This is a genomic window from Streptomyces sp. NPDC006314, assembly GCF_040613075.1.
In the GTDB taxonomy this organism is placed as follows: domain Bacteria; phylum Actinomycetota; class Actinomycetes; order Streptomycetales; family Streptomycetaceae; genus Streptomyces.
The window spans coordinates 320,874-347,230 of sequence record NZ_JBEXRL010000005.1 but is presented as its reverse complement, the minus strand read 5'-3'; the positions used below and the strand labels follow the sequence as shown (position 1 = coordinate 347,230).

Here is a 26,357-nt window from a genome sequence, read left to right as displayed (position 1 = left end):
CCGGTCCGGGCTGCCGGCGACGTTCTGCCGTCAGCTGGTCCAGAAGTCCCACCAGCGGGTCAGCACCAGCATGCCGATGATGCCCACGTGCAGGACCGGCAGCACCCAGGTGAACTCGCCGAAGAAGGACTTCAGCGGGCGCGGGGCCGGCAGGTAGCCGTTGCGGACGTTGAACGAGGTGACGTACCAGAACATGATGATCGTGGCCACCCACGCCAGCGAGCACCACAGGCACAGCGCGTTGATGCGGTACAGGGACTGGAACTGCAGCCAGGTGCAGAAGCCGACGCCGAAGAGCGTGCCGAAGTTGAAGATGAGCCAGTACCAGCGCGGGAAGCGGGCGCGGGCCAGCAGGCTCATGCCGACGCAGATGACGATGCCGTAGCAGACCAGGCCGAGCATCGGGTTGGGGAAGCCGAACGCGGCGGCCTGCTTGCTCTCCATGACGCTGCCGCAGGAGACGACCGGGTTGAGGCTGCAGCCGGGGGTGAAGGTCTTGCCCGCGACCTTGGCCTCGAGGATCTTGAACTTGTCGATCGTGATGACCCAGGCGGCGAGCAGTCCGGCCGCGCCGGTGATCACCAGCAGGATGGCGAAGGCGCGGCTGCCGCCCGCCGTGGAGGGTGTGTCGGCGGCGCGCTCGGGCCCGGGCTCCGTGGAGACGTTTTTGACTGTCGTCTTGCTCATCACGCCGATTCCGTCGCTTGAGAGTTGGACCATCTACGGGTATGGGTCATTGTGCCGCACGGGCATGTGTGTCCACCGTTCGGTGGGCACAAGAAGGTACGCACAGGGGTCACGGATCGTTCGGTTCCGGCCGATGTCCGGACGCATGACAGCACACGTGAGCGAAGTCGCGGTGGATGTACGGGAACCGCGCGAGCGGGGCGGGAACGTGACCGCGGTGGCCGGGCTCGAACTCCGCGGTCGGCGCGATGAGGAGTTCGGCCTGCTCGGACCCGTCGGCGCGGGGTACGGCCAGCACGGTGGAGATCCTTGAGGGCGACAGGTCTCCGGACGCGGGCGGGGTGCCGGCCCTCGGCGCGGATCCGGCGTCGGGCAGGCACGCGTGGAGATCTCGTGTGGGCATCGCCTGGCAGGACGAACCCGGGCCTGCCACGTTGACGACGGCCGGCGAGACGGTGCGGGCACGGGCGCCATCGTCGTCTTGGCCGGACCCGACGGCTCCGCGTGCGTGGAGCGGGGCGGTCCGGAGATCCAACGACGCCGGCGGAGGCACCGGATCACCGCCTCGCGGCTCCAGGTCCCGCGATGCCGGCGTCCGCCATCCTGTTTCTGCGACGTCGGTCTGCCGTCGGACGCCGTCTCTGCGGGCCGCGGCCCGCCTCGTCGGCCGGTTCCGCACGTAGCCGGAACGCCCCCCGCCTGTCCGAGCGGGAGGACGGCGGTCCTGTCTGGTGGCCGACGGCTGCGCCAACGCTCTCGGGTGGGAAGGGCGCCGGGGTTCCCGGCGCCCTTGGCCGGCTGTCCACTAGCCGAGCCGGGACTCCAGTTCCGCCACGATCTCGTTCACGCCGATCGCCGTCTGCTCGCCGGACTCCATGTCCTTGAGCTGGACGACGCCCTCGGCGAGGTCGCGCTCGCCGGCGACGACCGTGAAGCGGGCGCCACTGCGGTTGGCGTTCTTCATGGCGCCCTTCAGACCCTTGGCGCCGTAGGAGAAGTCCGCCGCGATGCCGACCTTGCGCAGCTCGGTGACCTTCGCGAACAGCAGGCGCCGGGCCTCCTCGCCGAGCGGGACGGCGAAGACGCTGGTGGCGGCCGGGATCTCCAGCTCGACACCCTCGGCCTCCAGCGCCAGCACCGTGCGGTCGACGCCCAGGGCCCAGCCGACGGACGGCAGCGCGGGGCCGCCGATCATCTCGGACAGGCCGTCGTAGCGGCCGCCGCCGCCCACCGCGGACTGGGAACCCAGGCCGTCGTGCACGAACTCGAAGGTGGTGCGGGTGTAGTAGTCCAGGCCGCGCACCAGCTTGGGGTCGTCCTCGAAGGCCACGCCCGCCGCCGTGATCAGCTCGCGTACCTCCTCGTGGTACGCCTTGCAGGCGTCGCAGAGGTAGTCACGGAGCAGCGGGGCGCCGGCGAGCTGCTTCTGGACCGACTCGCGCTTGTCGTCGAGGATGCGGAGCGGGTTGATCTCCGCGCGGCGCAGCGTGTCCTCGTCCAGGTCCAGGCCGCGCAGGAAGTCCTGGAGCGCGGCCCGGTACACGGGCCGGCACTCCTTGTCGCCCAGGCTGTTCAGCAGGATGCGGAAGTTGCGCAGGCCCAGCGAGCGGTACGCCTGGTCGGCCAGGATGATCAGCTCGGCGTCCAGCGCCGGGTCCTCCGCCCCGATCGCCTCGGCGCCGACCTGCGAGAAGTGCCGGTAACGGCCCTTCTGGGGGCGCTCGTAGCGGTAGTACGAGCCGGAGTACCAGAGCTTGACCGGGAGGTTGCCCGCCTTGTGCAGGTTGGCCTCCAGGGCGGCGCGCAGCACGGACGCGGTGCCCTCGGGGCGCAGGGCCAGCTTGTCGCCGCCCTTCGTCTCGAAGGCGTACATCTCCTTGGTCACGATGTCGGTGGACTCGCCGACACCGCGCGCGAACAGTTCGACGTTCTCGAAGCCGGGGGTCTCGACGTAGCCGTAGCCGGAGTTGCGCAGCGGGGCGGCGATCGCCTCACGGACCGCCAGGTACTTGGCCGAGTCCGGGGGAATCAGGTCGTAGGTGCCCTTGGGGGCCTTGAAGGTGCTCACGGAAGTTCTCTCGTCACATTCCTCGTCGGGGAGCGGTGTGCACATCCGCTTCCTGGCCGGCGGCCACCTGCCGCAGATACGGGTTGGTGGCGCGCTCCTGCCCGATGGTCGTCTGGGGGCCGTGGCCGGACAGCACCACGGTGGAGTCGTCGAGCGGCAGGCACACGCGGGCCAGCGACTCGAGCATGTCCGCCATGGATCCGCCCGGCAGGTCGGTGCGTCCGATGGAGCCGGCGAACAGCAGATCCCCGGAGAAGAACACCGACGGGATCTCGGTGGTCCCGGGCATCTGGAAGGTCACCGACCCCTTGGTATGGCCCGGCGCGTGCGCGACGGAGAACGTGAGGCCGGCCAGCTCCAGCGTGGCGCCGTTCGTCAGCTCCTTGACGTCGTCCGGCTCGCCCACGGTCAGTTCGCCCATCAACGGCATGCCGATGGACCGGCCGAGCGCCCTCTCGGGGTCGCTCATCATGTACCGGTCCTCGGGGTGGATCCAGGCCGGTACGTCGTGTGCCCCGCAGACCGGGACGACCGAGGCCACGTGGTCGATGTGGCCGTGGGTGAGGACGACGGCGACGGGCTTGAGCCGATGTTTCCTCAGTGCTTCCTCGACGCCTTCGGCGGCCTGGTGGCCGGGGTCGATGATCACGCACTCCTCACCGGCGGCGGGGGCGACGAGATAACAGTTCGTCCCCCATGCCCCGGCGGGGAACCCGGCAATGAGCACGATCGTCCTTCGTTGTGTCGATTACAGGCGGCTTCAGCAGCAGTCAGAGCCTACCGGCGCTGCCGTTTCCTCAGCGAACCCATATACGGTACGGGGCTACACGCAGCGGTCGGCTCGAGGACGCACGCGTACCGCCCGACCCACGACACGCATGAGGAGACAACCCGGTGGTCAGCCAGGAGCAGCGGCGGCGTCAGCTCGCCCGGGAGAAGTTCTTGCGGCAGCAGCAGCGGCGCACCCAGGCGCGACGCAAGGCCCGCCTGCGCAACTCCGTGATCGCGTCGGTCCTCGGCGTGGTCGTGATCGGCAGCGTCGCGCTGTACACGACCGGCGTGCTGAAGGACGACGACAAGAAGGCCAACGCCGGTGCCGAGGTCACGCCCAGCGCCACGCCGACCAGCAAGGCGCCGGACCCGTGCGAGAAGGCGGCGGCCGGCTCGGTGAAGAAGCTGAGCTGGAAGAAGGAGCCGGCGATGACGGTCGACACGTCGGCGAAGTACACGATGAAGCTGGCGACGACGTGCGGTGACATCGACATCGCGTTGAAGGCGTCGGCGGCCCCGCACACGGTGAACTCGTTCGAGTTCCTCGCGGGCAAGGGCTACTTCGACCACACCAAGTGCCACCGGCTCACCGCCCAGGACATCTTCGTCCTGCAGTGCGGGGACCCGACGGCCAGCGGCAGCGGCGGCCCCGGCTACACGATCCCGGACGAGAACCTGAAGGACGAGAGCCTCAAGGGCAACACCTACCCGGCGGGCACGGTCGCGATGGCGAACACGGGACAGAAGCACACCGGCGGAAGCCAGTTCTTCCTGGTGTACAAGGACAGTCCGCTTCCTCCCTCTTACACCCCGTTCGGTACGATCTCGGACGCCGGTATGAAGGTACTCAAGAAGATCGCGGCGGCCGGTGCCCAGGCCCCCGATCCGGCGACCAACAACACCGCTCCGAACGCGACCGTCGTGATCGACAAGGCCACCGTCACCAAGTCCTGACGCCGCCGGAACCCGCGACCGGTCAACGACGCAATTTCGGTCGCGCTGGATGCGGACAGGCAACCCGCTGGTCGCCTATGTTGGCCGTGACGAAACTGTGGACGATGCCCGGGGGTGCTGAGGCCCCCCGCAGGCATCATGTGGAGGAGGCGCTGTGAGCAGCGACCCGTGGGGCCGCGTCGACGAGACGGGGACCGTGTACGTGCGTACGGCCGACGGCGAGAAGGTCGTCGGTTCCTGGGCGGCCGGCTCCCCTGAGGAGGCGCTTGCCTACTTCGAGCGCAAGTACGAGGGCCTGGTTGTCGAGATCGGCCTCCTCGAGAAGCGGGTACGGACCACCGACCTGTCGGCGAAGGACGCCCAGGCCGCGATCGACCACCTGCGCGAGCAGGTGGACGCGCACCACGCGGTCGGCGACCTGGACGCGCTGCGGGGGCGGCTGGACAAGCTCGTGGAAACCGTCGAGGCGCGCCGCGAGGAGCGCAAGCAGCAGCGGGCCAAGCAGTCCGACGAGGCCCGCAAGGCCAAGGAGGCACTGGTCTCGGAGGCGGAGCAGCTGGCGCAGTCCGACCAGTGGCGGGCCGCCGGTGAGCGGCTGCGGGCACTGGTGGACACCTGGAAGGGGCTGCCGCGGCTGGACCGCAAGTCCGATGACGAGCTGTGGCATCGCTTCTCGCACGCCCGGTCGGCGTTCTCCAAGCGGCGCAAGGCGCACTTCGCGCAGCTGGACGCGCAGCGCGAGGAGGCCCGCAAGACGAAGGAGCGGCTGGTAGCCGAGGCCGAGGCGCTGTCCGGCTCCACGGACTGGGGTCCGACGGCGGCCCGCTACCGCGAGCTGATGGCGGACTGGAAGGCCGCGGGCCGTGCCCAGCGCGAGCACGAGGACGACCTGTGGGACCGCTTCCGCGGCGCCCAGGACGTGTTCTTCGCCGCCCGTAGCTCGGTGTTCGCCGAGCGGGACGCCGAGCAGTCGGAGAACCTGAAGCTGAAGGAGGAGCTGGCCGAGGAGGCCGAGAAGCTCCTGCCGATCACGGAACTCAAGGCCGCCCGGGCCGCCTTCCGCTCGATCAACGAGCGCTGGGAGGCCATCGGCCATGTGCCGCGGGACGCACGTCCCAAGGTCGAGGGCCGGATGCACACCGTCGAGCGGGCGATCCAGGAGGCCGAGGAGGCCGAGTGGCGCCGGACCAACCCGGAGGCACGCGCGCGTGCCGAGGGTCTGACCGGTCAGCTGCAGGCGGCCGTGGACAAGCTGAGGGCGCAGATCGAGCAGGCACGCGCCCAGGGCAACAACGCCAGGGCCGACAAGCTGGAGCGGGAGCTGGAGGGCCGCCAGGCGCTGCTGGACCAGGCTCTGAAGGGCCTTCAGGAGTTCGGCGGCTGACCGGGCCCCGGATACGCGACCCCCATGTGAGGGCCCCGTACGAGACGTACGGGGCCCTTTCTCATGTCCGCTCGGGCTTACGACCGGCTGCGACCCGACGTCACGCGGTAGACGTCGTACACACCCTCGACACCGCGTACGGCCTTCAGGACGTGGCCGAGGTGCTTCGGGTCGCCCATCTCGAAGGTGAACCGGGAGGTGGCCACCCGGTCACGGGAGGTCTGGACGGCCGCCGAGAGGATGTTGACGTGCTGGTCGGACAGGACGCGCGTGACGTCGGACAGCAGCCGGGAGCGGTCCAGCGCCTCGACCTGGATGGCGACCAGGAAGACCGACGACTGGGTGGGCGCCCACTCGACGTCGAGGATGCGCTCCGGCTCGCGGGACAGTGAGTCGACGTTGACGCAGTCACTGCGGTGAACCGATACGCCACTGCCGCGCGTGACGAAGCCGATGATCGGGTCGCCGGGTACGGGCGTACAGCAGCGGGCGAGCTTGACCCACACGTCGTCGACGCCCTTGACGACGACACCGGGGTCGGCGCTCGAGCGCCGCTTCCGGCTCCGGCTGCGGGACGGCGGGACCGTCTCGTCGATCTCCTCGGTGGCTGCCTCCTCGCCGCCGAGGGCCTGGACGAGCTTCTGCACGATGTTCTGTGCGGAGACATGGCCCTCGCCGATCGCCGCGTACAGCGCGGAGATGTCCGAGTAGCGCATCTCGTGCGCGAGCGTGACGAGCGAGTCGCCGGTGAGGATGCGCTGGATCGGCAGGTTCTGCTTGCGCATGGCCCGCACGATCGCGTCCTTGCCGTGCTCGATCGCCTCGTCGCGGCGCTCCTTGGAGAACCAGGCCCGGATCTTGTTGCGGGCGCGCGGCGACTTGACGAAACCGAGCCAGTCGCGCGACGGGCCGGCGCCGGACGCCTTGGAGGTGAAGACCTCCACCAGGTCGCCGTTGTCCAGGGTGGATTCGAGCGGTACGAGCCTGCCGTTGACCCGCGCTCCTATGGTGCGGTGGCCGACCTCCGTGTGCACGGCGTACGCGAAGTCCACCGGCGTCGCCCCGGCCGGGAGGGCGATCACGTCGCCCTTGGGCGTGAAGACGAAGACCTCGTTGCGGGAGAGGTCGAAGCGCAGGGACTCCAGGAACTCGCTGGGGTCCTCGGTCTCCTTCTGCCAGTCCAGCAGCTGCCGCAGCCACGCCATGTCGTTGATGGCGTCCTTGTCCTTGCCGGACGCCTTCGGCACGTCGGTGCGGACCTTGGAGGCACCGGCGACGGCCTCCTGCTTGTACTTCCAGTGGGCGGCGATGCCGTACTCGGCGCGGCGGTGCATGTCGAAGGTGCGGATCTGCAGCTCGACCGGCTTGCCGTTGGGCCCGATGACCGTCGTGTGCAGCGACTGGTACATGTTGAACTTGGGCATCGCGATGTAGTCCTTGAACCGGCCGGGAACCGGGTTCCAGCGCGCGTGCACGGTGCCGAGGGCGGCGTAGCAGTCGCGGACCGTGTCGACGAGGACGCGGATGCCCACCAGGTCGTAGATCTCCGCGAAGTCGCGGCCTCGCACGATCATCTTCTGGTAGACGCTGTAGTAGTGCTTCGGGCGGCCGGTGACGGTCGCCTTGATGCGGGCGGCGCGCAGGTCGGCCTGGACCTCGTCGGTCACTATGGCCAGATACTCGTCACGCTTCGGGGCGCGCTCGGCCACCAGCCGTACGATCTCGTCGTACATCTTGGGGTAGAGGATCGCGAAGGCGAGGTCCTCCAGCTCCCACTTGATGGTGTTCATGCCCAGGCGGTGGGCGAGGGGCGCGTAGATCTCGAGGGTCTCGCGCGCCTTCTTCTCCTGCTTCTCCCGCTTGAGGTAGCGCATGGTGCGCATGTTGTGCAGGCGGTCGGCGAGCTTGATGACCAGGACGCGGGGGTCCTTGGCCATGGCGACGACCATCTTGCGCACGGTCTCGGCCTGCGCGGCCTCGCCGAACTTGACCTTGTCCAGCTTGGTCACGCCGTCGACGAGCAGGGCGACGACGTCGCCGAAGTCCCGGCGCAGGTCCTCCAGGCCGTACTCGGTGTCCTCGACGGTGTCGTGCAGCAGCCCCGCCATGAGGGTGGCCGGGTCCATGCCCAGCTCGGCGAGGATGGTGGTGACGGCGAGCGGATGCGTGATGTACGGGTCGCCGCTCTTGCGCTTCTGGCCGCGGTGCCAGCGCTCGGCGACCTGGTAGGCGCGCTCGATCTGGCGCAGCGTGGAGTTCTCGATCTTGGGGTCGTTGCTGCGGACTATCCGCAGCAGCGGCTCCAGGACCGGGTTGTAGGGGTTCGCGCGCTGGACGCCGAGACGGGCGAGGCGGGCGCGGACGCGGTTGGAGGAGCCGCTGCGGGCCGGCTGGGGGGTGGGCTGGCGCACGACGGGCGGCTGCACCGGACGCTCGGCCGGGGCCGGTTTGGGTCGCGAGGCCTCGGCGCCCTTTTCGACGGGCGCGGACTGGGCGTGCTCGACCGGCCCGCGAGCGGCGTTCTTCGCGTTGGCGTGCGACGCGTTCGGCGCGGGCTTGGCCGCGGGCGCCGAGGCGGGCTCGGGCTTGGCGGCGGTCAGGGGCTGGGCCTCGTCTGGCAAGAGGGCTCCTCGTGCGCGATCCGGGTCCCCCGGTCAGGCTCCGGAAACCCCATGGTAGCGATCCTGCGCCCAGTCATCGCCTTCAGGCGGATGTGAGGACCGTCTACCGCCTGTAACGCGGGAGACTTCCCTGGGATTCCGGCGGGTGTCCTCGGGGGTCCCGGGGGCGTGCGGTGTGCGTCGGTACGGCGATGCGCCAGGGGTCGTACGGCGACGGCCGCCCCGGTGGTACCGGGACGGCCGTTCGTTGTGCGTGCCGAGGTCAGACCTGGAGCAGGGCCTCCACCGGTGCCCCGTCCAGGGCCGGCTCCAGCCGGGTGCGGCCGCCCAGGAAGCCCAGTTCCATCAGCACCGCGACACCGGAGACCTCTGCCCCGGCGCGGTGGATGAGCCGGACCGCGGCCTCGGCGGTGCCGCCGGTGGCCAGGACGTCGTCCACGATCAGGACGCGGTCGCCGGACGCCAGGTCCTCGGCGTGCACCTCGATCTCGGCCGAGCCGTACTCGAGGTCGTAGGCCTGTCGCAGGGTGGCGCCGGGCAGCTTGCCCGCCTTGCGGACCGGGATGAAGCCCAGACCCGCGCGGACGGCGACCGGGGCGCCGAGGATGAAGCCCCGGGCCTCCAGGCCGACGACCTTGGTCGCGCCGGTGTTCGCGGCGATCTCCGCCAGGGCGTCGGTGAGGACCGTGAACGCGCCCGGGTCCGCCAGGAGCGGGGTGATGTCCTTGAACATCACGCCCGGTTCCGGGTAGTCGGCGACATCCCGGATACGGCTGAGCAGCAGCTCCTGAATGTCCGTCATCGACGCTTCCCCGACGGTCGGCCACGGCCCCGGCTGCGGGACGCGGGCTGGTTGCGCGGGCCCACGACGGCGGGAGCGGCGTCGTCGGAGTCGTCACCGCCGGTGGAGCGGTCCGCCACGAGGTCCTCCTCCGTGGCCGCGTGGGCGCGCTTGGCGAGCACGCGCTTGGTGAGGGCCCTCATCGCCGGCTCGCGCTCCTTGAGATCGGCCACGAGCGGTGTGGCGATGAAGATCGAGGAGTACGCACCGGCCGCGAGGCCGACGAACAGCGACAGCGAGATGTCGTTCAGCGTGCCGGCGCCGAGGAAGCCGCCGCCGATGAACAGCAGGCCCGCCACCGGCAGCAGTGCGACCACCGTGGTGTTGATGGAGCGGACCAGCGTGCCGTTGATCGACCGGTTGGCGATCTCGCCGTAGGTGAACCGGGTCTGCTTGGTGATGTCCCTCGTCTGCTCCTTGAGACTGTCGAAGACGACGACCGTGTCGTAGAGCGAGTAACCGAGGATGGTCAGCAGGCCGATGACCGTTCCGGGCGTGACCTCGAAGCCGACCAGGGCGTAGATACCGGTCGTAATGGTGATGTCGTGGATCAGCGCGACCAGCGCCGCGACGGCCATGCGCCACTCGAAGGCGATCGCCAGGTAGATCACCACGAGGACCATGAAGATCGCCAGGCCCTCCCATGCCTTCTTGGCGACCTGCTCGCCCCAGCTCGGGCCGACCAGGTCGGCGGCGAGCTTCTCGGGGTCGAGCTTCAGGTCCTCGGCCAGCTCCTGCTTGATCTTGTCGGACTGGTCGGTGTCGATGCCGGCGATCTGGATGCGCAGGCTGCCGTTGCCCAGCTTCTGCACGATCGCCTCATGGCCGGAGGCGTCGGTGGCGTACCGCTCCGCCTGCGCCACCGACGTGCTCATCTTGGTGGGCGTCGTGAAGACCGCGCCGCCCCGGAACTCGATGCCCATGTTCAGGCCGCGCACCGCCAGGCCCACGATGGCCGTGATGGTGATCAGGATCGAGATGCCGTACCAGATCTTGCGCTTGCCGACGAAGTCGTAGGAGATCTCGCCGCGGTGCAGTCGAGCGCCGAGGTTGCCGAGTTTCGACATCGCTCACGCCTCCTTCGGGTCGACGGGGCCGGCGGCGGGACCGGCGGGACGGCGGGTGCGGCGCAGCGGAGGCTTGGCGCCCAGGCTCTTCGGGTCGAGTCCGGACCACTTGTGGCCGTCCGCGAAGAACTTGCGGCGCGCGAGGAGCGTCATCAGCGGCTTGGTGAAGAGGAAGACGACGACCACGTCGAGCAGGGTGGTGAGGCCCAGCGTGAAGGCGAAGCCCTGCACCTTGCCGACGGTGACGATGAACAGCACGGCGGCGGCGAGGAACGACACGAAGTCGGAGACCAGGATCGTGCGGCGCGCACGCGGCCAGGCCCGCTCCACGGCGGGGCGCAGCGAGCGGCCCTCGCGGATCTCGTCCCGTATGCGTTCGAAGTACACGATGAACGAGTCCGCGGTGATACCGATCGCGACGATGGCACCGCAGACGGCCGGCAGGTTCAGCGCGAAGCCGATGGCCGGGCCCAGCAGCGACATGATCACGTAGGTGAGCATCGCGGAGACCATCAGGGACGCCATGGCCACGATCGACAGGCCGCGGTAGTACACCACCAGATAGATCACGACCAGCGCGAGGCCGATCGCGCCCGCGAGCAGACCGGCGCGCAACTGCTCACCGCCGAGCGCGGCGGTCACCGTGGTGACGGTGTCCTCCTTGAAGGACAGCGGCAGCGCACCGTACGACAGCATGTTGGCGAGGTTCTGGGCCTCCTCCTGCTGGAAGCTGCCGGAGATCTCCGCCTGGCCGCCGGTGATGGGCCGCTGCACGAACGGGCTGGAGACGACCTCGCCGTCGAGCACGATGCCGAACTCGTTCTGCGGCCGCTGCTTCTGGGCCAGCTCACCGGTGATGTCCGCGAACTTCTTCGCGCCCTTGGAGGTGAAGGTCATCTGGACCTGCCAGCCGGAGGCGCCCTGGGTGTCGAAGACGGCCTGCGCCTTCTTCACCTCGGTGCCGTCGACGGCGGCCGGGCCGAGCAGGTACTTGTACCAGACCTTGTCGATCTCTCCGCAGGCCACGGTGGGCTCGCCGGGCTTGGCCTTCTTGCCGGCGTTGGCGCGGTCCGCGGGCTTGGCGCAGTTCAGGGCCGCGTAGCGGGCCTGGAGCTGGGAGGTGTCCGTACCACCGGTGGCGGAGGCCGAGGGCGTGGCCGACGGCTTGGAGCCGCCGGACGCGGACCCGCTCGGCGACGGGGTCGAGTCGGCCTTCAGCGCGTCGGTGACGGCACGGCCCTGGGAGGTCGCCGTGGCCGTGGGGGACGCGGACCCGGAGGAGGACGCCTTCTGCGAGGAGGAGGCGCTCACCGACGGGCTCGCGCTCGGGTTCGGCGAGGAGCTGCCGCTGGAGGACGCGCTCGGCGAGGGGCTCGGCGCCGCGGAGCCGGTGGGCTCGCTGGCCAGGACCGGGCGGAAGTACAGCTTGGCGGTGGTGCCTACCTGCTGCTGGGCCTCCTTGGAGTTGGTGCCCTTGGGGATGTTGACGATGATGTTGTCGGTCCCCTGGGTCTGCACCTCCGCCTCGGAGACGCCCAGGCCGTTGACGCGGCGGTTCATGATGTCGACCGCGGTGTCCATGTTGGCCTTGTTGATCGCGGCCCCCTGGTCGGCCTTCGCCTTGAGCGTGATGCTCGTACCACCGGCGAGGTCGATGCCGAGACGCGGAGTGGTGTGCCCGGAGGCGAACATCCCTCCGGTCATCGCCACGATGGCGATCAGGATGAGGGCCAGCGAGCGCCCCGGCTTGCTCTGGGCGCTCGCACTTCGGCCCCTCTTAGGTGCTGCCACCTTCTCGTACTCCCTCTCGGGCCGCCCCGCGCCCGGTCGGCGCGGTCGGCCATGACATGGTGTCGGGCTCCCCTGCGGGATACAGACGCGCCCGGGGTGCGCAGGGCGTCATCATGCCGCCGCCGCGCACCCCGGGGCGCGACTACTTCGCGTCGGAGTCGCCGTCGGTCTTCTTCGGCTCGTCCTTCGCCGCGGCCTCGGCGGCCTGGGCCGCTTCGGCCTTGTCCTCGGCGGCCTGGATCGCGTCGGTCCCGCGCTCGGCGGCGTCCTGCTTACCGAGGTCGATCTTGTCGTCGGAGGCGGCGGCAGCGGCGGCGGGCCCGTCGGTCTCGTCGGTCTCGGTGAGGGAGGAGGCGTCGTCCGGGACGACGGCGGCGTCGGACTTCAGGTCGTGCTCGATGCCGTGCACGATGCGGTTGTACTCGTCGTCGCTGAGCACGGCGCCGATGGCGTTCTTGGCGAAGAGGAGCTCGACGCCGGGCCCGGCGTCGAGGAGGACCGTGTCCTCATTGACCTCCTTGACCGTCGCGTACATCCCCCCGATCGTGCGGACACCGGAGCCGGGCTGCATCTCGTTCCGCATCTGGGCAGCCTGCTGCTGCTTCTTCTTGGCCGATCGCGTCATCAGGAACATGGCCGCGATGAGCACGATGAAGGGGAGAAGGGTAAAGGCATTCACGGGACGGGGTTTCCTTCGCGCGACCGCGACGGAGAGCGGCCTTTTGGATGGGGGTGGTCGGCGCCGCCCGCAAGGGCGGCATCGGCGGAGTCTAAGCGAGTCCGCGCGCATGGAACAACGCCCAGCATGGCACCTTGGTTCCTGCCCCGGCCAATGGCCTCGCCGTCACGAAACGATCACGTCGCCGTCAGGTACCGAAGAGATCCTGTTGCCCGCTTCCCGCCGGCGGGCGGGGCGGGGTCAGGCCGAGGTGTGCCCACGCGGCGGGCGTGGCGACACGGCCGCGCGGGGTGCGGGCCAGCAGTCCTTCCCTGACCAGGAACGGTTCGGCGACTTCCTCGACGGTCTCCCGCTCCTCCCCCACCGCGACGGCGAGCGTGGAGAGGCCGACCGGACCGCCGCCGAACAGCTTCAGCAGGGCCTCCAGCACGGCCCGGTCGAGCCGGTCCAGGCCGCGTGCGTCGACCTCGTACACGGCGAGGGCGGCGGCGGCGATGTCCCGGGTGATCAGGCCGTCCGCCTTCACCTGCGCGTAGTCGCGGACGCGGCGCAGCAGGCGGTTGGCGATGCGGGGCGTACCGCGGGAGCGGCCCGCGATCTCGGCGGCGCCGTCCGGCTCGATCTCGACGTCCAGCAGGTTCGCCGAGCGGTGCACGACGCGCTCCAGCTCGTGCGGCTCGTAGAACTCCATGTGCGCGGTGAAGCCGAAACGGTCGCGCAGCGGGGGCGGCAGCAGACCCGCGCGGGTGGTGGCGCCGACCAGGGTGAACGGGGGCAGTTCCAGCGGGATGGCGGTGGCACCGGGGCCCTTGCCCACGATGACGTCGACCCGGAAGTCCTCCATCGCCATGTACAGCATCTCCTCGGCGGGCCGGGACATGCGGTGGATCTCGTCGAGGAAGAGGACCTCCCCCTCCTGGAGGGAGGAGAGGATCGCGGCGAGGTCGCCGGCGTGCTGGATGGCGGGGCCGGAGGTGATGCGGATGGGGGCACCCATCTCGGCCGCGATGATCATCGACAGGGTCGTCTTGCCGAGGCCGGGGGCGCCGGACAGCAGCACGTGGTCGGCGGTGGCACCCCGTGCGCGTGCGGCGCGCAGGACGAGGTCGAGTTGTTCGCGGACCTTCTCCTGGCCGATGAACTCGCCGAGGTCCTTGGGGCGCAGGGCGGCCTCGACGGCCTGGTCCTCCCGGTCGGCGGACGCTCCGACGAGCCGCTCCTCGGCGGAGGTGTCGGTCGTGTCGTCCCAGTTCACGAAGTTCTCCTAGCTGGGTGGCGCAGGTCAGCGGGCGCGGTTCAGGGTCTGCAGGGCGGCCTTGAGCAACTGGCCCACCTGCGGTGTGCCCCCGGCCGCCTCGGCCTGCGGGGCTACGGCGGTCACCGCCTCGTCGGCCTCGCGGGTGGCGTAGCCGAGGCCGATCAGGGCCGCGTGCAGCTGGTCGCGCCAGCCCTGGCTGACCGGGGCGCCGATCGCGGGGGCGCCGACGGGCTCGCCGAGGCGGTCCTTCAGCTCCAGCAGGAGCTTCTGGGCGCCCTTCTTGCCGATGCCGGGTACGGCGGTGAGGGCCTTCTCGTCACCGGTGGCGACGGCGCGCCGCAGTGCGTCCGGGGTGTGCACGGCCAGCATGGCCTGGGCCAGGCGCGGGCCGACGCCGCTCGCCGTCTGCAGCAGCTCGAAGACCTGGCGTTCGTCGTCGTCGGCGAAGCCGTACAGCGTGAGCGAGTCCTCACGGACGACGAGGGAGGTGTGCAGCTTGGCGGGCTGGCCCATGCGGAGCGTCGACAGGGTGTTCGGCGCGCACTGGACGGCCATGCCGACGCCGCCGACCTCGACGACCGCGGCGTCGGGGGCGAGTGCGGCGACCGTGCCGCTGACGAAGGCGATCATGCCGTACGGCCTTTCGTTGCGTTGGCGGTGTGCAGGGCGACGGCCTGCTGGAGCCGGTTCTGGGCGGGGGCGCGCCAGATGTGGCAGATGGCGAGCGCGAGGGCGTCGGCGGCGTCGGCCGGCTTGGGCGGCGCGGCGAGCCGGAGGAGCCGGGTGACCATGGCCCCGACCTGCGCCTTGTCGGCGCGGCCGCTGCCGGTGACGGCGGCCTTCACCTCGCTGGGGGTGTGCAGGGCCACGGGGATGCCACGCCGGGCGGCACACAGCATGGCGACGGCGCTGGCCTGAGCGGTGCCCATGACGGTACGGACGTTGTGCTGGCTGAAGACGCGCTCGACGGCGACGAGCTCCGGCCGGTGCTCGTCCAGCCATTCCTCGATGCCCTGTTCGACGGCGAGCAGGCGGTGACTGAGGTCGGCGTCCGCGGGCGTGCGTACGACACCCACACCGAGCAGGGTGAGCGGCCGGCCCGCGACCCCCTCGACGACGCCGACACCACACCGCGTCAGCCCGGGATCCACCCCCAGTACCCGCACGCGCCCCTCCCTTCGATCCCTCAGCCACCGCTGGGCGGTACCCCCAGTTCGTGCACGCTATAGGGTGCCACCGACAACGCCTCGCACCAGCGCCCGACAACGCGACGGGCCGACGGGGCGTGTCCCGTCGGCCCGTCGCCAGCTGCGTGCGTTACGCGTCGACCTTCTCCATGATCTCGTCGCTCACGTCGAAGTTGGCGAAGACGTTCTGCACGTCGTCGCTGTCCTCGAGCGCGTCGATGAGCTTGAAGATCTTCTTGGCGCCCTCCTCGTCCAGCTCGACCTGCATGGTCGGGACGAAGTTGGCCTCGGCGGAGTCGTAGTCGATGCCGGCCTCCTGGAGGGCGGTGCGGACCACGACCAGGTCGGTGGCCTCGCTGATGACCTCGAAGGTCTCGCCGAGGTCGTTGACCTCCTCGGCACCGGCGTCGAGGACGGCACCGAGCACGTCGTCCTCGGTCAGCTCGCCCTTGGGGACGATGATGACGCCCTTGCGGTTGAACAGGTAGGACACCGAGCCGGGGTCGGCCATGGAGCCGCCGTTGCGGGTCATGGCGACGCGGACCTCGGAGGCGGCGCGGTTGCGGTTGTCGGTGAGGCACTCGATGAGCACCGCGACACCGTTGGGGCCGTAACCCTCGTACATGATCGTCTCGTAGTCGGCGCCGCCGGCCTCCAGGCCCGCGCCGCGCTTGACCGCCGAGTCGATGTTCTTGTTCGGGACCGACGACTTCTTCGCCTTCTGGATGGCGTCGTACAGCGTCGGGTTGCCCTCGGGGTCCGCGCCGCCCATCCGCGCCGCGACCTCGATGTTCTTGATCAGCTTCGCGAAGAGCTTGCCGCGCTTGGCGTCGATCACGGCCTTCTTGTGCTTCGTCGTGGCCCATTTAGAGTGGCCGGACATCTGCCTGTCTCCTTCGCGTAACCCAGCTCTGTACGAACGCCAGAGATCCTACAAGGACTCGGGTGTCCGGTTCGCGCGAACCATGTCGACGAACAGGGAGTGGACGCGGTGGTCGCCGGTCAGTTCCGGGTGGAACGACGTGGCGAGCGCGTTGCCCTGACGGACGGCGACGATGTGGCCGTCGTGCTCGGCGAGCACCTCGGTCCCGGCGCCCACGGACTCGACCCAGGGGGCGCGGATGAAGACGCCTTCCACCGGATCCCCCGGGACACCCTTCACGTCGAGCGCGGCCTCGAACGACTCGTTCTGCCGTCCGAAGGCGTTGCGGCGCACGATCATGTCGATGCCGCCGATGGTCTCCTGACCCGAGCGCGGGTCGAGGATCTTGTCGGCGAGCATGATCATGCCGGCGCAGGTGCCGTAGACGGGCATGCCCTCGCGCACGCGCGCGCGGAGGGGCTCCATCACTCCGAAGAGCACGGCCAGCTTGGAGATGGTGGTGGACTCGCCGCCGGGTATGACGAGACCGTCGACCTCGGCGAGTTCCTCGGGGCGCCGCACCGCCCTGGCCACGGCGTCGGCCGCGGCCAGGGCGATGAGGTGCTCCCGTACGTCGCCCTGGAGGGCCAGGACGCCTATGACGGGTGCGTCAGTCATGTGGGTGCAGTCCTAGGAGGTCGCTTACCAGCCGCGGTTGGCGTACCGCTCGGTCTCGGGGAGGGTGTCGCAGTTGATGCCGACCATGGCCTCGCCGAGGTTGCGGGACGCGTCCGCGATGATCTTCGGGTCGTCGTAGAAGGTGGTCGCCTTGACGATGGCGGCGGCGCGCTTGGCCGGGTCACCGGACTTGAAGATGCCGGAGCCGACGAACACGCCCTCGGCGCCGAGCTGGCGCATCAGGGCCGCGTCGGCCGGGGTGGCCACGCCGCCGGCGGAGAAGAGGACCACCGGGAGCTTGCCCAGCTCGGCGACCTCCTTGACCAGCTCGTACGGGGCGCGCAGCTCCTTGGCGGCGGCGTACAGCTCGTGGTTGTCGAAGCCGCGCAGCTTGGCGATCTCGTTCTTGATCTGGCGCAGGTGGCGGACGGCCTCCACGACGTTGCCGGTGCCGGCCTCGCCCTTGGAGCGGATCATGGCGGCCCCCTCGGCGATGCGGCGCAGGGCCTCGCCCAGGTTGGTGGCACCACAGACGAAGGGAGTGGTGAAGGACCACTTGTCGGAGTGGTTGACCTCGTCGGCCGGGGTGAGGACCTCGGACTCGTCGATGTAGTCCACGCCCAGGGACTGCAGGACCTGGGCCTCGACGAAGTGGCCGATGCGGGACTTGGCCATGACGGGGATCGAGACGGCGTCGATGATGCCCTCGATCATGTCCGGGTCGGACATACGGGCCACGCCGCCGTCCTTGCGGATGTCGGCCGGGACCCGCTCCAGGGCCATGACGGCGACGGCGCCCGCGTCCTCGGCGATCTTCGCCTGCTCCGGCGTGACGACGTCCATGATCACGCCGCCCTTGAGCTGCTCGGCCATACCGCGCTTCACGCGGGCGGTGCCGGTCTCGGGAGCCTGGTTCTCGATGGTGGACACGGGTGACCTCACTGATGTGAAAGAGGGTTTCTGCTTCACCGAGGAAACGCGAGTGGACCAGGCCACAGCAAGGGCCAATGGGAAGCCGGTGGATCCTTTTGGCTCCGAGTCCGCCGGGAAGCCGGTCAGGAGACGCGCTCCACCAGGGCCGTCGGCGGCTCGTCGTCCATCTCGACGGCCAGGGGGAACGGGGCGTGGCCGGCCAGCCGGAACCAGCGGACCTTGCGGTGCTCGCGGAGCCTGCGGGCGGCCCCTACGGCGTCGTTGTGGAAGCGGCGGGCCATCGGGACCCGGCGGACGGCCTCCGCCAGCTCATGGGCCGCCTCCTCACCGCCCGGGGCCTCCCGCACTGCCTCCACCTGCGCGGGATCCGCGAAGACCGCGCGCAATGCCTGGCTCAGCTCGCTCTCGGCGACCTCCCGCTGTTCCTCCTCGGCCTGCCGGGCCGCGTGCGCGGCCTCGTACAGCACGATCGAGGCGGCCGGGTCCAGCACGCCCGAGGTCGCCAGTTCCTGCGCCACGGAGGCCCGCCGCAGCAGCTGGGCGTCGAGCGCGGCCCGGGTGGCGTCCATTCGTACGTGCAGCCGGTCCAGCCGCCCGGCCGTCCAGCTCAGGTACAGGCCGATCGCCACGAGTGCGACAAGGATCCAGATGAGGGTTGCGGTCACGGCCGAAGGCTATCGGGACGGTCCACTCGTCCAGCCGCACCGGGTCGGCCCCACAGCGTGCGCGGGCCCGCGCCGGGCCGGCCCCACGCAGCCTGCTCCGCCCCGCTCGCCGGGCCGGCCCGGCGTGCTCACGCCCCCACGCCGGCCCGACCGCGCCCGTGGGCGGCCCGGCGCCCGGCGCCCCGCCGGTCAGTCCCGCGCCAGCCCGAACCGGGCCCGCAGCCCCGTCGTCCGTTCGTCCGCCGCGACCGCCGCCGCGCCGGCCGTCACCGTCTCGTAGACCGACAGGATGTCCGCGCCCACCGTCGACCAGTCGAAGCGCCGCACATGGGCGCTGCCGCGCTCGCACAGCTCGGCCCGCCGGGCCGGGTCCGCCAGCAGTCGTACAGCCGCCTCGGCCAGCGCGTCCGAGTCCTCGTTGGGGAAGACCTCCCCCGCCTCGCCCTGGTCGAGGACCTGCACGAAGGCGTCCAGGTCGGAGGCGAGGACGGGGGCGCCCGCGGACATCGCCTCGACCAGGATGATGCCGAAGCTCTCACCGCCGGTGTTGGGTGCGACGTACAGGTCGACGCTGCGCAGCAGACGCGCCTTGTCCTTGTCGCTGACCATGCCGAGGAACTCGACGCGCGAGCGCAGCTCCTTCGGCAGCTCCCCGACGGCCGCCTCCTCGTCACCCCGCCCCACGACCAGCAGCCGCGTCTGCGGGCGGGCGGCCAGGATCTTCGGCAGGGCGTTCATCAGAACCGGCAGGCCCTTGCGGGGCTCGTCGATGCGGCCGATGAAACCGATCGTGTCGCCCTGCCACTCCGGCTTGGGGTCCGCCTCGGCGAAGAAGTCCACGTCGACGCCGTTGGGGATCACCACCGCGTCCCCGCCCAGGTGCTCCACCAGGGTGCGGCGGGCGTACTCGCTGACCGCGATCCGCGCGCTGATCTTCTCCAGGGCGGCCTGCAGGATCGCGTACGCGGCGATCATCGCGCGCGAGCGCGGGTTGGAGGTGTGGAAGGTGGCGACGATGGGGCCCTGGGCGGCCCAGCAGGTGAGCAGGCCCAGCGAGGGCGAAGTCGGCTCGTGGATGTGGACCACGTCGAAGGCCCCGTCGTGCAGCCAGCGCCGTACCCGTGCGGCCGACAGGAAGCCGAAGTTCAGGCGGGCCACCGAGCCGTTGTACGGCACCGGGACCGCGCGGCCGGCCGAGACGACATACGGCGGCAGGGGCGTGTCGTCGTCGGCCGGGGCGAGGACGGACACCTCGTGGCCGAGCCGGATGAAGTACTCGGCGAGATCCCGGATGTGGAACTGGACGCCACCGGGCACGTCCCAGGAGTACGGGCAGACGATCCCGATTCTCACGAGGGTCCCTTCGCGGGGTCGAGGTCGGCGAGCCACAGGCGCTGGAGCATGTGCCAGTCCTCCGGGTGGTCGGCGATCCCGGTGGCGAAGGCGTCGGCCAGCGCCTGTGTCATGACGGATGTCTTCTCGGCCCGGGTGCCCGACTGCGGTACCTCGATCGGGGGATGCAGCCGGCCCCGCATGACGGGCGAGTCGTCGTACCAGAGGGTGACGGGCAGGAGCAGGGCGCCGGTCTGCTGGGCGAGCAGGGCCGGGCCCGCGGGCATCCGGGCGCGGTCGCCGAAGAAGTCCACCTCGACACCGGAGGCGGACAGGTCGCGGTCGGCGACCAGGCAGACCAGGCCGCCGTCACGCAGCCGCCGGGCCAGGGTGCCGAAGGCGGAGCCGCCGCTGTGCGGGAGCACCTCCATGCCGAGGCCCTCACGGTAGGCGACGAAGCGGTCGTACAGCGTCTCGGGCTTCAGGCGCTCGGCGACCGTGGTGAACGGCGTTTCCAGCGCCGTGGTGACCCAGGCGCCTGCCAGGTCCCAGTTGGCCAGGTGCGGCAGGGCGAGGATCACACCCCGGCCGGAGGCGAGCCCATCGGTCAGGTGGTGCAGGTCCGTGGGGACGAAGCCGGCCCTCACGCGCTCGGGGCTCCAGGCCGGGAGACGGAAGGACTCCATCCAGTAGCGCAGGTACGAGCGCATGCCCGCGCGCGAGAGCTCGGCGAGGCGCTCGGGGCCGGCGTCGGGGACCACGCGCGCGTAGTTCGACTCCAGCCGCTGCACGCCCTTGCCGCGCCGCTTCCACGCGAGGTCGGCGATGGTGCGGCCGAGGCGGGCCGCGACGGGCTCGGGAAGCTTCTTGACGGTGCTCCAGCCGAGGCCGTACAGCGCGTCGGTGAGCCGGTCGGCGGTGCTCACTTCGCCGCTTCACTCCCCTGGGCCGTGTTCTGCTGGGCGGCTGCGGCTTCCGCCTCGGCGGACTCGCGGCGGACGGTGACGACCCGCTGGATCAGCGTGACGAGGCTGCCCACGGCGACGATCCACAGGGCGATCGGCAGCAGCCACTGTATGCCCGGTACGCCGAACTTGTGCAGGCCCGCGAAACCGGCCGCGACCAGCGAGATCACCAGCCGCTCGGCGCGCTCGACGAGCCCGTTGACGGCCACCGGCAGCCCGATCGACTCGCCGCGTGCCTTGGTGTACGAGACCACCTGGCCGCTGGCCAGACAGAAGATCGAGACGGCGCACAGGACATCGTTGTTCCCGTTGCCCGCGTACCAGAGCGCGAAGCCGCCGAAGATCGCGCCGTCGGCGACCCGGTCGAGCGTGGAGTCCAGGAAGGCACCCCAGCGGCTGGAGCGGCCCAGCTGGCGGGCCATGTTGCCGTCGACCAGGTCGGAGAAGACGAACAGGGTGATCACGACGGTGCCCCAGAAGAACTCGCCCCTGGGGTAGAAGACCAGCGCGCCGGCGACCACACCGGCCGTGCCGATGAGCGTGACCGCGTCGGGGCTCACGCCCCGGCGGATGAGAAACGCGGCGAACGGTGTGAGGACACGCGTGAAGAATGCACGCGCGTACTTGTTCAGCATGGCCTTCCCGACGGTCGGTGTCGCCGCGGCCCTGGTGGCTGCCGGCTGGCCCATCGTAGCCACGCGCGTGCGTGCGCGGCGGGCGGGCACCCGCACTCACGCCGCCAACCGGCGTGCGCGGCGCGAGAGCGGGGCCCACGGGGCGCGATGGGTCCCTCCGCGCACCCTTCGCGGTCCTTCGTATGGACGCGGCATGGCGGGAGTGGAAAGCTCGAATAACCGCGGGCGTCGCCGGAGCCGCCACAGTGCACGCGGGTCCCGCGTGTCCGCGCCCACAGTGACCTCACCGTGCACGGGAGGCAGAATCATGGGCGACAAGGCACAGACACACCCCGGAGCCGCCGGCAGGGCTCTGGCGGCCGACCATCCCGCGTCCGTACGGAACGTGGTGCTGGTCGGCCACAGCGGATCGGGCAAGACGACTCTGGTGGAGGCCCTCGCGCTGACCGCGGGGGCGGTGAACCGGGCGGGCCGCGTCGAGGACGGCGGCACCGTCTCGGACTACGACGACATCGAGCACCGGCAGCAACGGTCGGTACAGCTCTCGCTGGTGCCGGTCGAATGGGACGGCATCAAGGTCAACCTCCTCGACACCCCCGGGTACGCGGACTTCGTCGGGGAACTCAGGGCCGGTCTGCGCGCCGCGGACGCGGCCCTCTTCGTCGTCTCGGCCTCGGACGGGGTCGACGGCTCGACGCGGATGGTGTGGGAGGAGTGCGCGGCCGTGGGCATGCCCCGGGCGATCGTGATCACCCACCTGGAGGCCGCGCGCGCGGACTTCGAGGAGATGACCCGGATCTGCGCCGAGGCCTTCGGCGGCGACGACCCGGACGCCGTCCTCCCCCTGTACCTGCCGCTGCGCGGCCCCGAGGGCCCGGACGGGCACGCGCCCGTGACCGGGCTGACCGGGCTGCTGTCGCAGAAACTGTTCGACTACTCGACCGGCGAACGCAAGGAGTCCGAGCCCGGCGAGGACCAGCTGCCGGACATCGAGGAGGCCCGCAGCCGGCTCATCGAGGGGATCATCGCCGAGAGCGAGGACGAGACCCTCATGGACCGCTATCTGGGCGGCGAGCAGGTCGACATGAAGACGCTGGTCGAGGACCTGGAGCGGGCCGTCGCCCGCGGCAGCTTCTTCCCCGTCCTGGCCGCCGCGCCCGCCGCCGAGGGTGCCAGGCAGGGCCTCGGCACGGTCGAGCTGCTGGAGCTGATCACCGGCGGGTTCCCGACCCCGTTCGAGCATCCCCTGCCGAAGGTCACCACCATCGACGGCAGGACGCGCGAGCTGAAGCCGTGCGACACGGACGGCCCCCTGGTCGCCGAGGTCGTCAAGACCTCCTCCGACCCCTATGTGGGCCGCATCTCCCTCGTCCGGGTCTTCTCCGGCACCCTGCGCCCCGACCGGACGGTGCACGTCTCCGGGCACGGCCTGGCCGACCGCGGGCACGAGGAACACGACGTCGACGAGAAGATCGGCGCGCTGTCCATGCCCTTCGGCAGGCAGCAGCGGCCGGTGACGCACGCCGTCGCGGGTGACCTGGCGTGCGTGGCCAAGCTGGGCCGCGCCGAGACCGGCGACACGCTCTCCGCGAAGGACGACCCGCTGCTGATGGAGCCCTGGCAGATGCCCGATCCGCTGCTGCCGCTCGCCATCCAGGCGCACAGCAAGGCCGACGAGGACAAGCTCTCACAGGGGCTGAGCCGCCTGGTCGCCGAGGACCCCACGATGCGCCTGGAGCAGAACCAGGACACCCATCAGGTGGTCCTGTGGTGCCTGGGGGAGGCCCACGCGGACGTCGCCCTGGAACGGCTGCGCCATCGCTACGGCGTCCAGGTCGACGTCGTCCCGCACCGGGTCTCCCTCCGGGAGACGTTCGCGAACAAGGCCGCCGGGCGTGGCCGGCATGTGAAGCAGTCCGGCGGGCACGGGCAGTACGCGATCTGCGAGATCGAGGTGGAGCCGCTGCCGGGCGGCTCGGGCATCGAGTTCGTGGACAAGGTGGTCGGCGGCGCGGTGCCCCGGCAGTTCATCCCGTCCGTCGAGAAGGGCGTACGGGCGCAGGCCGCCAAGGGCGTCGCCGCCGGGTATCCGCTCATCGACGTCCGGGTCACGCTGGTGGACGGCAAGGCGCACTCGGTGGACTCCTCCGATGCCGCTTTCCAGACCGCGGGCGCCCTGGCGCTGCGCGAGGCCGCCTCGGAGGCGAAGATCCATCTGCTGGAGCCGGTGGCCGAGGTGACCGTGCTGGTGGGCGACGAGTACGTGGGCGCCGTGATGAGCGACCTGTCGAGCCGGCGCGGCCGGCTGCTCGGCACCGAACAGGTGGGCTCCGGGCGGACGTTGATCCGTGCGGAGGTGCCCGAGTTCGAGATCGGCCGGTACGCCGTCGACCTGCGCTCGCTGTCGCACGGCACGGCCCGTTTCGACCGGGCCTACGCCCGGCACGAGCCGATGCCGCCGCAGATCGCCGAGCGGATCCGGGAACAGGCCGGGGACGGCGGGTAGTTCCGCGGTGCCGGGTCCCGCCCGCGGGCGGGCGGCTTTGGCCGTCCGCCCGCGGGTTGTCGGTGGCGGCGGATACGCTGATCACCTGATCACGTGGTGCCGCAGCCGTCCGGCAGCGGTCGGGTTTCGGCACGACGGCCGGTCCAACAGGTGTGCGGGGCGGGGAAGTCGGGAAGGCCGCAGGAGCGACGCCGGCGGCGATGGGGGCGGGAATGTCGTTTGGAACGGAGTGGGACGGGCCCCAGGTGCCCGTCTCGGGCGACGAGAGTCAGGCGGCGACCTCCGCGCTGGCCTCCGCGGCGTACCGGGACAGCCCGCTCGAGGAGATCAAGAAGGCCGACAACGAGTGGCACCAGTCGGCCGTCAAGCCCGGCAGGATCAAGCTGTTCCGGCCCAATCTGGGTGAGGCGTTCTCGCGGGCCGTGGTCGACCGGATGCTCGCGCCCGGCCGGGCGCCGCTCATCCAGTCCTTCGGCTCCGAGCCCCAGTTCGTCGTGGAGCACTGCCTGGCGGCCAACAACATCCGCCGTGAGCGCGACAACCGGCTGACGGCCGCCACGGTCCTGTGCGGTCTGCTCTTCCTGCCCGGGCTGATCGGCTGGCTGCTCGTCTTCCAGCTGCGCATGTTCGTCGCCAGGCGCGATGACAAGCGCGCCGGGCCGCTGGCCACCGCCCTGCTGGTCGGCGTCGGCGTGCTCGCCGCGCTGTTCCTGGTCAAGATGCCGTTCGGCGGATTCTGGGCGTGGTATGCCCGCGCGGCCGTCGTCCTGCCCGTGCTGGGCTGGTTCTGGGCCAAGCAGATCTGCGAGAGCACCGCGAAGGATCTGCGGGCCCGCTGGGACGGCCTGCTCTCGGGCACCAGTGTCGGCGCGAAGGTCCCGGAGGCGGTGCCGCGCGGCCCCGGCCAGACCGCTGCCGAGGAGCTGCGCCAGTCACTGGCCCGGCTGAGCGCCGAGCAGCAGTCCAACGCGGTCTTCTACGCCGGCCCCAAGGGCATACTCGGCATGGGCACCCGCTGGGGCGCCTGGCAGCTCGCCGAGGACCTGGTGCCCGCCGACGCCACCCGGGAGATCCACCCCTTCCGCAGCTGGGACGTCATCCGGGCGATCCACGATCAGCTGACCCTGCTGGAGCGCGGCCCGCTGAACACCGGCGGCTTCCCGAAGCCGTCGATACGGCACTGGATCGTCACGCCGATCGGCGAGAAGGCCACGGCGGTGTCCCGGCCCGAGGGCACCGACGTGGAGGCCTTCCAGGTCAAGCCGCACGCCATACAGGACATTTGCAACAAGCAGCAGTTCGGCAGCGGCGACCGGCACTACCTGGGCGTGCAGTGGACGCTGTGGGACGGCCAGCTGGTCATCACCATGCTGATCACGGTGACCGTGCTGCACGAGACGCTGCGCATCGAGGTCACCGGGCATGCGCTGGGGCCGGTGAACCCGCTGTTCACCACGAAGCCGGAGGCGCCGACCAGGGAGGTCGCCAAGTCCTTCAAGCCGTGGGAGAACCGCACGATCAAGCTGCCGCTGGTCGGCACCGACGAGGTGGTACGGCTCGCCGCGCGCGCCCCGCTGACCTGGTACCCGCCGCTGCTCAAGTGGCTGGGCGGCTCGCTCGGCCTGCCCGAGCCGTTCGGTCTGCGGCATGCCTGGGCCGACCAGCCGTGGCGGCACCGCTTCATGGCCGACGACGCGCTGCGCGCGGCCACGCCGGTGCTGCGGGTGGTGCACTCGGCGGCGATCAAGGTACTGGAGGAGAACGGCGTGGACACGGAGAAGTTCGGTGCCCGCTCGGCGTTCCTCAGCGGCAACGTCCAGGACCCGACGCCGAGGAAGGCCGACCTGTACGACGCGTGAGCGGTGCCCTCGGCAGAGGGCACCCCGGGCCTACGCCGGCCACGCCTCCGCCAGCATCTTCCGCGTGTCCGCCAGCAGCTGCGGCAGCACCTTGGTGTGGCCGACCACCGGCATGAAGTTCGTGTCGCCGCCCCAGCGCGGGACGATGTGCTGGTGCAGGTGGGCGGCGATACCGGCGCCCGCCACTGTGCCCTGGTTCATGCCGATGTTGAAGCCGTGCGCGCCGGAGGCGTTGCGCAGGGCCGTCATCGCCTGCTTGGTCAGTTCGGCCAGTTCGGCGGTCTCCGGCCCGGTCAGGTCGGTGTAGTCGGCCACGTGCCGGTAGGGCACGGTCATCAGGTGGCCGCCGTTGTACGGGTAGAGGTTGAGGACGGCGTACACCTGCTCGCCGCGACGCACGATCAGCCCGTCCTCGTCGGACTTGGCCGGGATCGAGCAGAAGGGGCAGCCGTCGTCGGCCCCCGGACCGGTCGGCTTGTTCTCGCCCTGGATGTAGGCCATCCGGTGGGGCGTCCACAGGCGCTGGAACGCGTCCTGCGTCCCCACTCCGATCTGCTGTTCCGGCTCACTCGTCATGCTAGGCAGCATATGGCTTCGCCCGTTCCCGGCGTGTC

General features: G+C 70.7%; 24 protein-coding genes. 5 read left to right on the top strand and 19 right to left on the bottom strand.

What is annotated here, in order from left to right:
• Window positions 1–30: 30 nt before the first annotated feature.
• Window positions 31–687, bottom strand: coding sequence for a vitamin K epoxide reductase family protein (locus ABZ079_RS12010; RefSeq protein WP_356939288.1), 657 nt, complete (start codon window positions 685–687; stop codon window positions 31–33).
• A 157-nt stretch (window positions 688–844) separates the two neighbouring features.
• On the opposite strand from ABZ079_RS12010, the gene ABZ079_RS12005 reads away from it, so the two are divergent.
• Window positions 845–1,000: a hypothetical protein gene (locus ABZ079_RS12005; RefSeq protein ID WP_356939287.1), complete on the top strand. Its 156-nt coding sequence runs from the start codon at window positions 845–847 to the stop codon at window positions 998–1,000.
• A 492-nt stretch (window positions 1,001–1,492) separates the two neighbouring features.
• Here the strand turns inward: ABZ079_RS12005 and hisS are convergent, their stop codons facing one another.
• On the bottom strand, window positions 1,493–2,755 hold the full coding sequence (gene hisS, locus ABZ079_RS12000) for a histidine--tRNA ligase (RefSeq protein WP_356939286.1): 1,263 nt from the start codon (window positions 2,753–2,755) through the stop codon (window positions 1,493–1,495).
• A 13-nt stretch (window positions 2,756–2,768) separates the two neighbouring features.
• Entirely contained in the window at window positions 2,769–3,482 is a 714-nt protein-coding gene (locus ABZ079_RS11995) for an MBL fold metallo-hydrolase (RefSeq protein WP_356939285.1), read from the bottom strand.
• 167 nt (window positions 3,483–3,649) lie between these two features.
• Here ABZ079_RS11995 and ABZ079_RS11990 point away from each other — a divergent pair, with 167 nt between their 5' ends.
• Window positions 3,650–4,480, top strand: coding sequence for a peptidylprolyl isomerase (locus tag ABZ079_RS11990; RefSeq protein WP_356939284.1), 831 nt, complete (start codon window positions 3,650–3,652; stop codon window positions 4,478–4,480).
• A gap of 154 nt (window positions 4,481–4,634) precedes the next feature.
• Window positions 4,635–5,864: a DUF349 domain-containing protein gene (locus ABZ079_RS11985; protein ID WP_356939283.1), complete on the top strand. Its 1,230-nt coding sequence runs from the start codon at window positions 4,635–4,637 to the stop codon at window positions 5,862–5,864.
• A 77-nt stretch (window positions 5,865–5,941) separates the two neighbouring features.
• Here the strand turns inward: ABZ079_RS11985 and ABZ079_RS11980 are convergent, their stop codons facing one another.
• From ABZ079_RS11980 to pgsA, 15 genes are all read right to left on the bottom strand, one after another.
• Window positions 5,942–8,485, bottom strand: coding sequence for a bifunctional (p)ppGpp synthetase/guanosine-3',5'-bis(diphosphate) 3'-pyrophosphohydrolase (locus tag ABZ079_RS11980; protein ID WP_356939282.1), 2,544 nt, complete (start codon window positions 8,483–8,485; stop codon window positions 5,942–5,944).
• A gap of 262 nt (window positions 8,486–8,747) precedes the next feature.
• Entirely contained in the window at window positions 8,748–9,287 is a 540-nt protein-coding gene (locus ABZ079_RS11975) for an adenine phosphoribosyltransferase (RefSeq protein WP_356939281.1), read from the bottom strand.
• Window positions 9,284–10,393 carry a protein translocase subunit SecF gene (gene secF / locus ABZ079_RS11970; protein WP_356939280.1) on the bottom strand — a complete coding sequence of 370 codons (1,110 nt, stop codon included), beginning with the start codon at window positions 10,391–10,393 and terminating at the stop codon, window positions 9,284–9,286. The genes ABZ079_RS11975 and secF overlap by 4 nt, the downstream gene beginning before the upstream one ends.
• Window positions 10,394–10,396: 3 nt before the next feature.
• Window positions 10,397–12,184: a protein translocase subunit SecD gene (gene secD, locus ABZ079_RS11965; RefSeq protein WP_356939279.1), complete on the bottom strand. Its 1,788-nt coding sequence runs from the start codon at window positions 12,182–12,184 to the stop codon at window positions 10,397–10,399.
• Between the two features lie 142 nt (window positions 12,185–12,326).
• Window positions 12,327–12,863, bottom strand: a complete 537-nt coding sequence (yajC, locus tag ABZ079_RS11960; RefSeq protein ID WP_356939278.1) for a preprotein translocase subunit YajC — start codon at window positions 12,861–12,863, stop codon at window positions 12,327–12,329.
• 187 nt (window positions 12,864–13,050) lie between these two features.
• A complete protein-coding gene (gene ruvB, locus ABZ079_RS11955; protein WP_356939277.1) occupies window positions 13,051–14,118 on the bottom strand; it encodes a Holliday junction branch migration DNA helicase RuvB in 1,068 nt (355 codons plus the stop codon).
• A 27-nt stretch (window positions 14,119–14,145) separates the two neighbouring features.
• Window positions 14,146–14,751, bottom strand: a complete 606-nt coding sequence (gene ruvA / locus ABZ079_RS11950; protein ID WP_356939276.1) for a Holliday junction branch migration protein RuvA — start codon at window positions 14,749–14,751, stop codon at window positions 14,146–14,148.
• Window positions 14,748–15,287, bottom strand: a complete 540-nt coding sequence (gene ruvC / locus ABZ079_RS11945) for a crossover junction endodeoxyribonuclease RuvC (protein ID WP_356939275.1) — start codon at window positions 15,285–15,287, stop codon at window positions 14,748–14,750. The genes ruvA and ruvC overlap by 4 nt, the downstream gene beginning before the upstream one ends.
• Window positions 15,288–15,438: 151 nt before the next feature.
• Window positions 15,439–16,191 (bottom strand): YebC/PmpR family DNA-binding transcriptional regulator, encoded by a 753-nt coding sequence (locus ABZ079_RS11940; protein ID WP_356939274.1) that lies wholly within the window; start codon window positions 16,189–16,191, stop codon window positions 15,439–15,441.
• Window positions 16,192–16,239: 48 nt separating this feature from the next.
• Window positions 16,240–16,848, bottom strand: a complete 609-nt coding sequence (gene pdxT / locus ABZ079_RS11935) for a pyridoxal 5'-phosphate synthase glutaminase subunit PdxT (RefSeq protein ID WP_356939273.1) — start codon at window positions 16,846–16,848, stop codon at window positions 16,240–16,242.
• A 24-nt stretch (window positions 16,849–16,872) separates the two neighbouring features.
• Entirely contained in the window at window positions 16,873–17,778 is a 906-nt protein-coding gene (pdxS, locus tag ABZ079_RS11930) for a pyridoxal 5'-phosphate synthase lyase subunit PdxS (RefSeq protein WP_201840303.1), read from the bottom strand.
• 125 nt (window positions 17,779–17,903) lie between these two features.
• Window positions 17,904–18,446, bottom strand: coding sequence for a hypothetical protein (locus ABZ079_RS11925; protein WP_356939272.1), 543 nt, complete (start codon window positions 18,444–18,446; stop codon window positions 17,904–17,906).
• A gap of 189 nt (window positions 18,447–18,635) precedes the next feature.
• Window positions 18,636–19,799 (bottom strand): glycosyltransferase family 4 protein, encoded by a 1,164-nt coding sequence (locus ABZ079_RS11920; protein WP_356939271.1) that lies wholly within the window; start codon window positions 19,797–19,799, stop codon window positions 18,636–18,638.
• Entirely contained in the window at window positions 19,796–20,704 is a 909-nt protein-coding gene (locus ABZ079_RS11915; protein ID WP_356939270.1) for a phosphatidylinositol mannoside acyltransferase, read from the bottom strand. Before ABZ079_RS11915 ends, ABZ079_RS11920 begins: the two co-directional genes overlap by 4 nt.
• A complete protein-coding gene (gene pgsA, locus ABZ079_RS11910) occupies window positions 20,701–21,432 on the bottom strand; it encodes a phosphatidylinositol phosphate synthase (protein WP_356939269.1) in 732 nt (243 codons plus the stop codon). The genes ABZ079_RS11915 and pgsA overlap by 4 nt, the downstream gene beginning before the upstream one ends.
• Window positions 21,433–21,685: 253 nt before the next feature.
• Between pgsA and ABZ079_RS11905 the strand changes: the two genes are divergently transcribed.
• Both ABZ079_RS11905 and ABZ079_RS11900 read left to right on the top strand, forming a co-directional pair.
• Window positions 21,686–23,884, top strand: a complete 2,199-nt coding sequence (locus ABZ079_RS11905; RefSeq protein ID WP_356939268.1) for an elongation factor G-like protein EF-G2 — start codon at window positions 21,686–21,688, stop codon at window positions 23,882–23,884.
• A 212-nt stretch (window positions 23,885–24,096) separates the two neighbouring features.
• A complete protein-coding gene (locus ABZ079_RS11900; protein WP_356939267.1) occupies window positions 24,097–25,743 on the top strand; it encodes a hypothetical protein in 1,647 nt (548 codons plus the stop codon).
• Between the two features lie 30 nt (window positions 25,744–25,773).
• Here ABZ079_RS11900 and ABZ079_RS11895 read toward each other — a convergent pair whose 3' ends face one another.
• On the bottom strand, window positions 25,774–26,331 hold the full coding sequence (locus ABZ079_RS11895; protein WP_356939266.1) for an HIT domain-containing protein: 558 nt from the start codon (window positions 26,329–26,331) through the stop codon (window positions 25,774–25,776).
• Window positions 26,332–26,357: the final 26 nt, after the last annotated feature.

Bases quoted from the DNA above. Each gene is read 5' to 3' on its own strand.
- ABZ079_RS11940 (WP_356939274.1), bottom strand. From the start codon at position 16,191: ATGTCCGGCCACTCTAAATGGGCCACGACGAAGCACAAGAAGGCCGTG.
- ABZ079_RS11895 (WP_356939266.1), bottom strand. From the start codon at position 26,331: ATGCTGCCTAGCATGACGAGTGAGCCGGAACAGCAGATCGGAGTGGGG.
- pdxT (WP_356939273.1), bottom strand. From the start codon at position 16,848: ATGACTGACGCACCCGTCATAGGCGTCCTGGCCCTCCAGGGCGACGTA.
- ruvA (WP_356939276.1), bottom strand. From the start codon at position 14,751: ATGATCGCCTTCGTCAGCGGCACGGTCGCCGCACTCGCCCCCGACGCC.
- ABZ079_RS11900 (WP_356939267.1), top strand. From the start codon at position 24,097: ATGTCGTTTGGAACGGAGTGGGACGGGCCCCAGGTGCCCGTCTCGGGC.
- ABZ079_RS11975 (WP_356939281.1), bottom strand. From the start codon at position 9,287: ATGACGGACATTCAGGAGCTGCTGCTCAGCCGTATCCGGGATGTCGCC.
- ABZ079_RS12010 (WP_356939288.1), bottom strand. From the start codon at position 687: ATGAGCAAGACGACAGTCAAAAACGTCTCCACGGAGCCCGGGCCCGAG.
- pgsA (WP_356939269.1), bottom strand. From the start codon at position 21,432: ATGGGCCAGCCGGCAGCCACCAGGGCCGCGGCGACACCGACCGTCGGG.
- ABZ079_RS11905 (WP_356939268.1), top strand. From the start codon at position 21,686: ATGGGCGACAAGGCACAGACACACCCCGGAGCCGCCGGCAGGGCTCTG.
- secF (WP_356939280.1), bottom strand. From the start codon at position 10,393: ATGTCGAAACTCGGCAACCTCGGCGCTCGACTGCACCGCGGCGAGATC.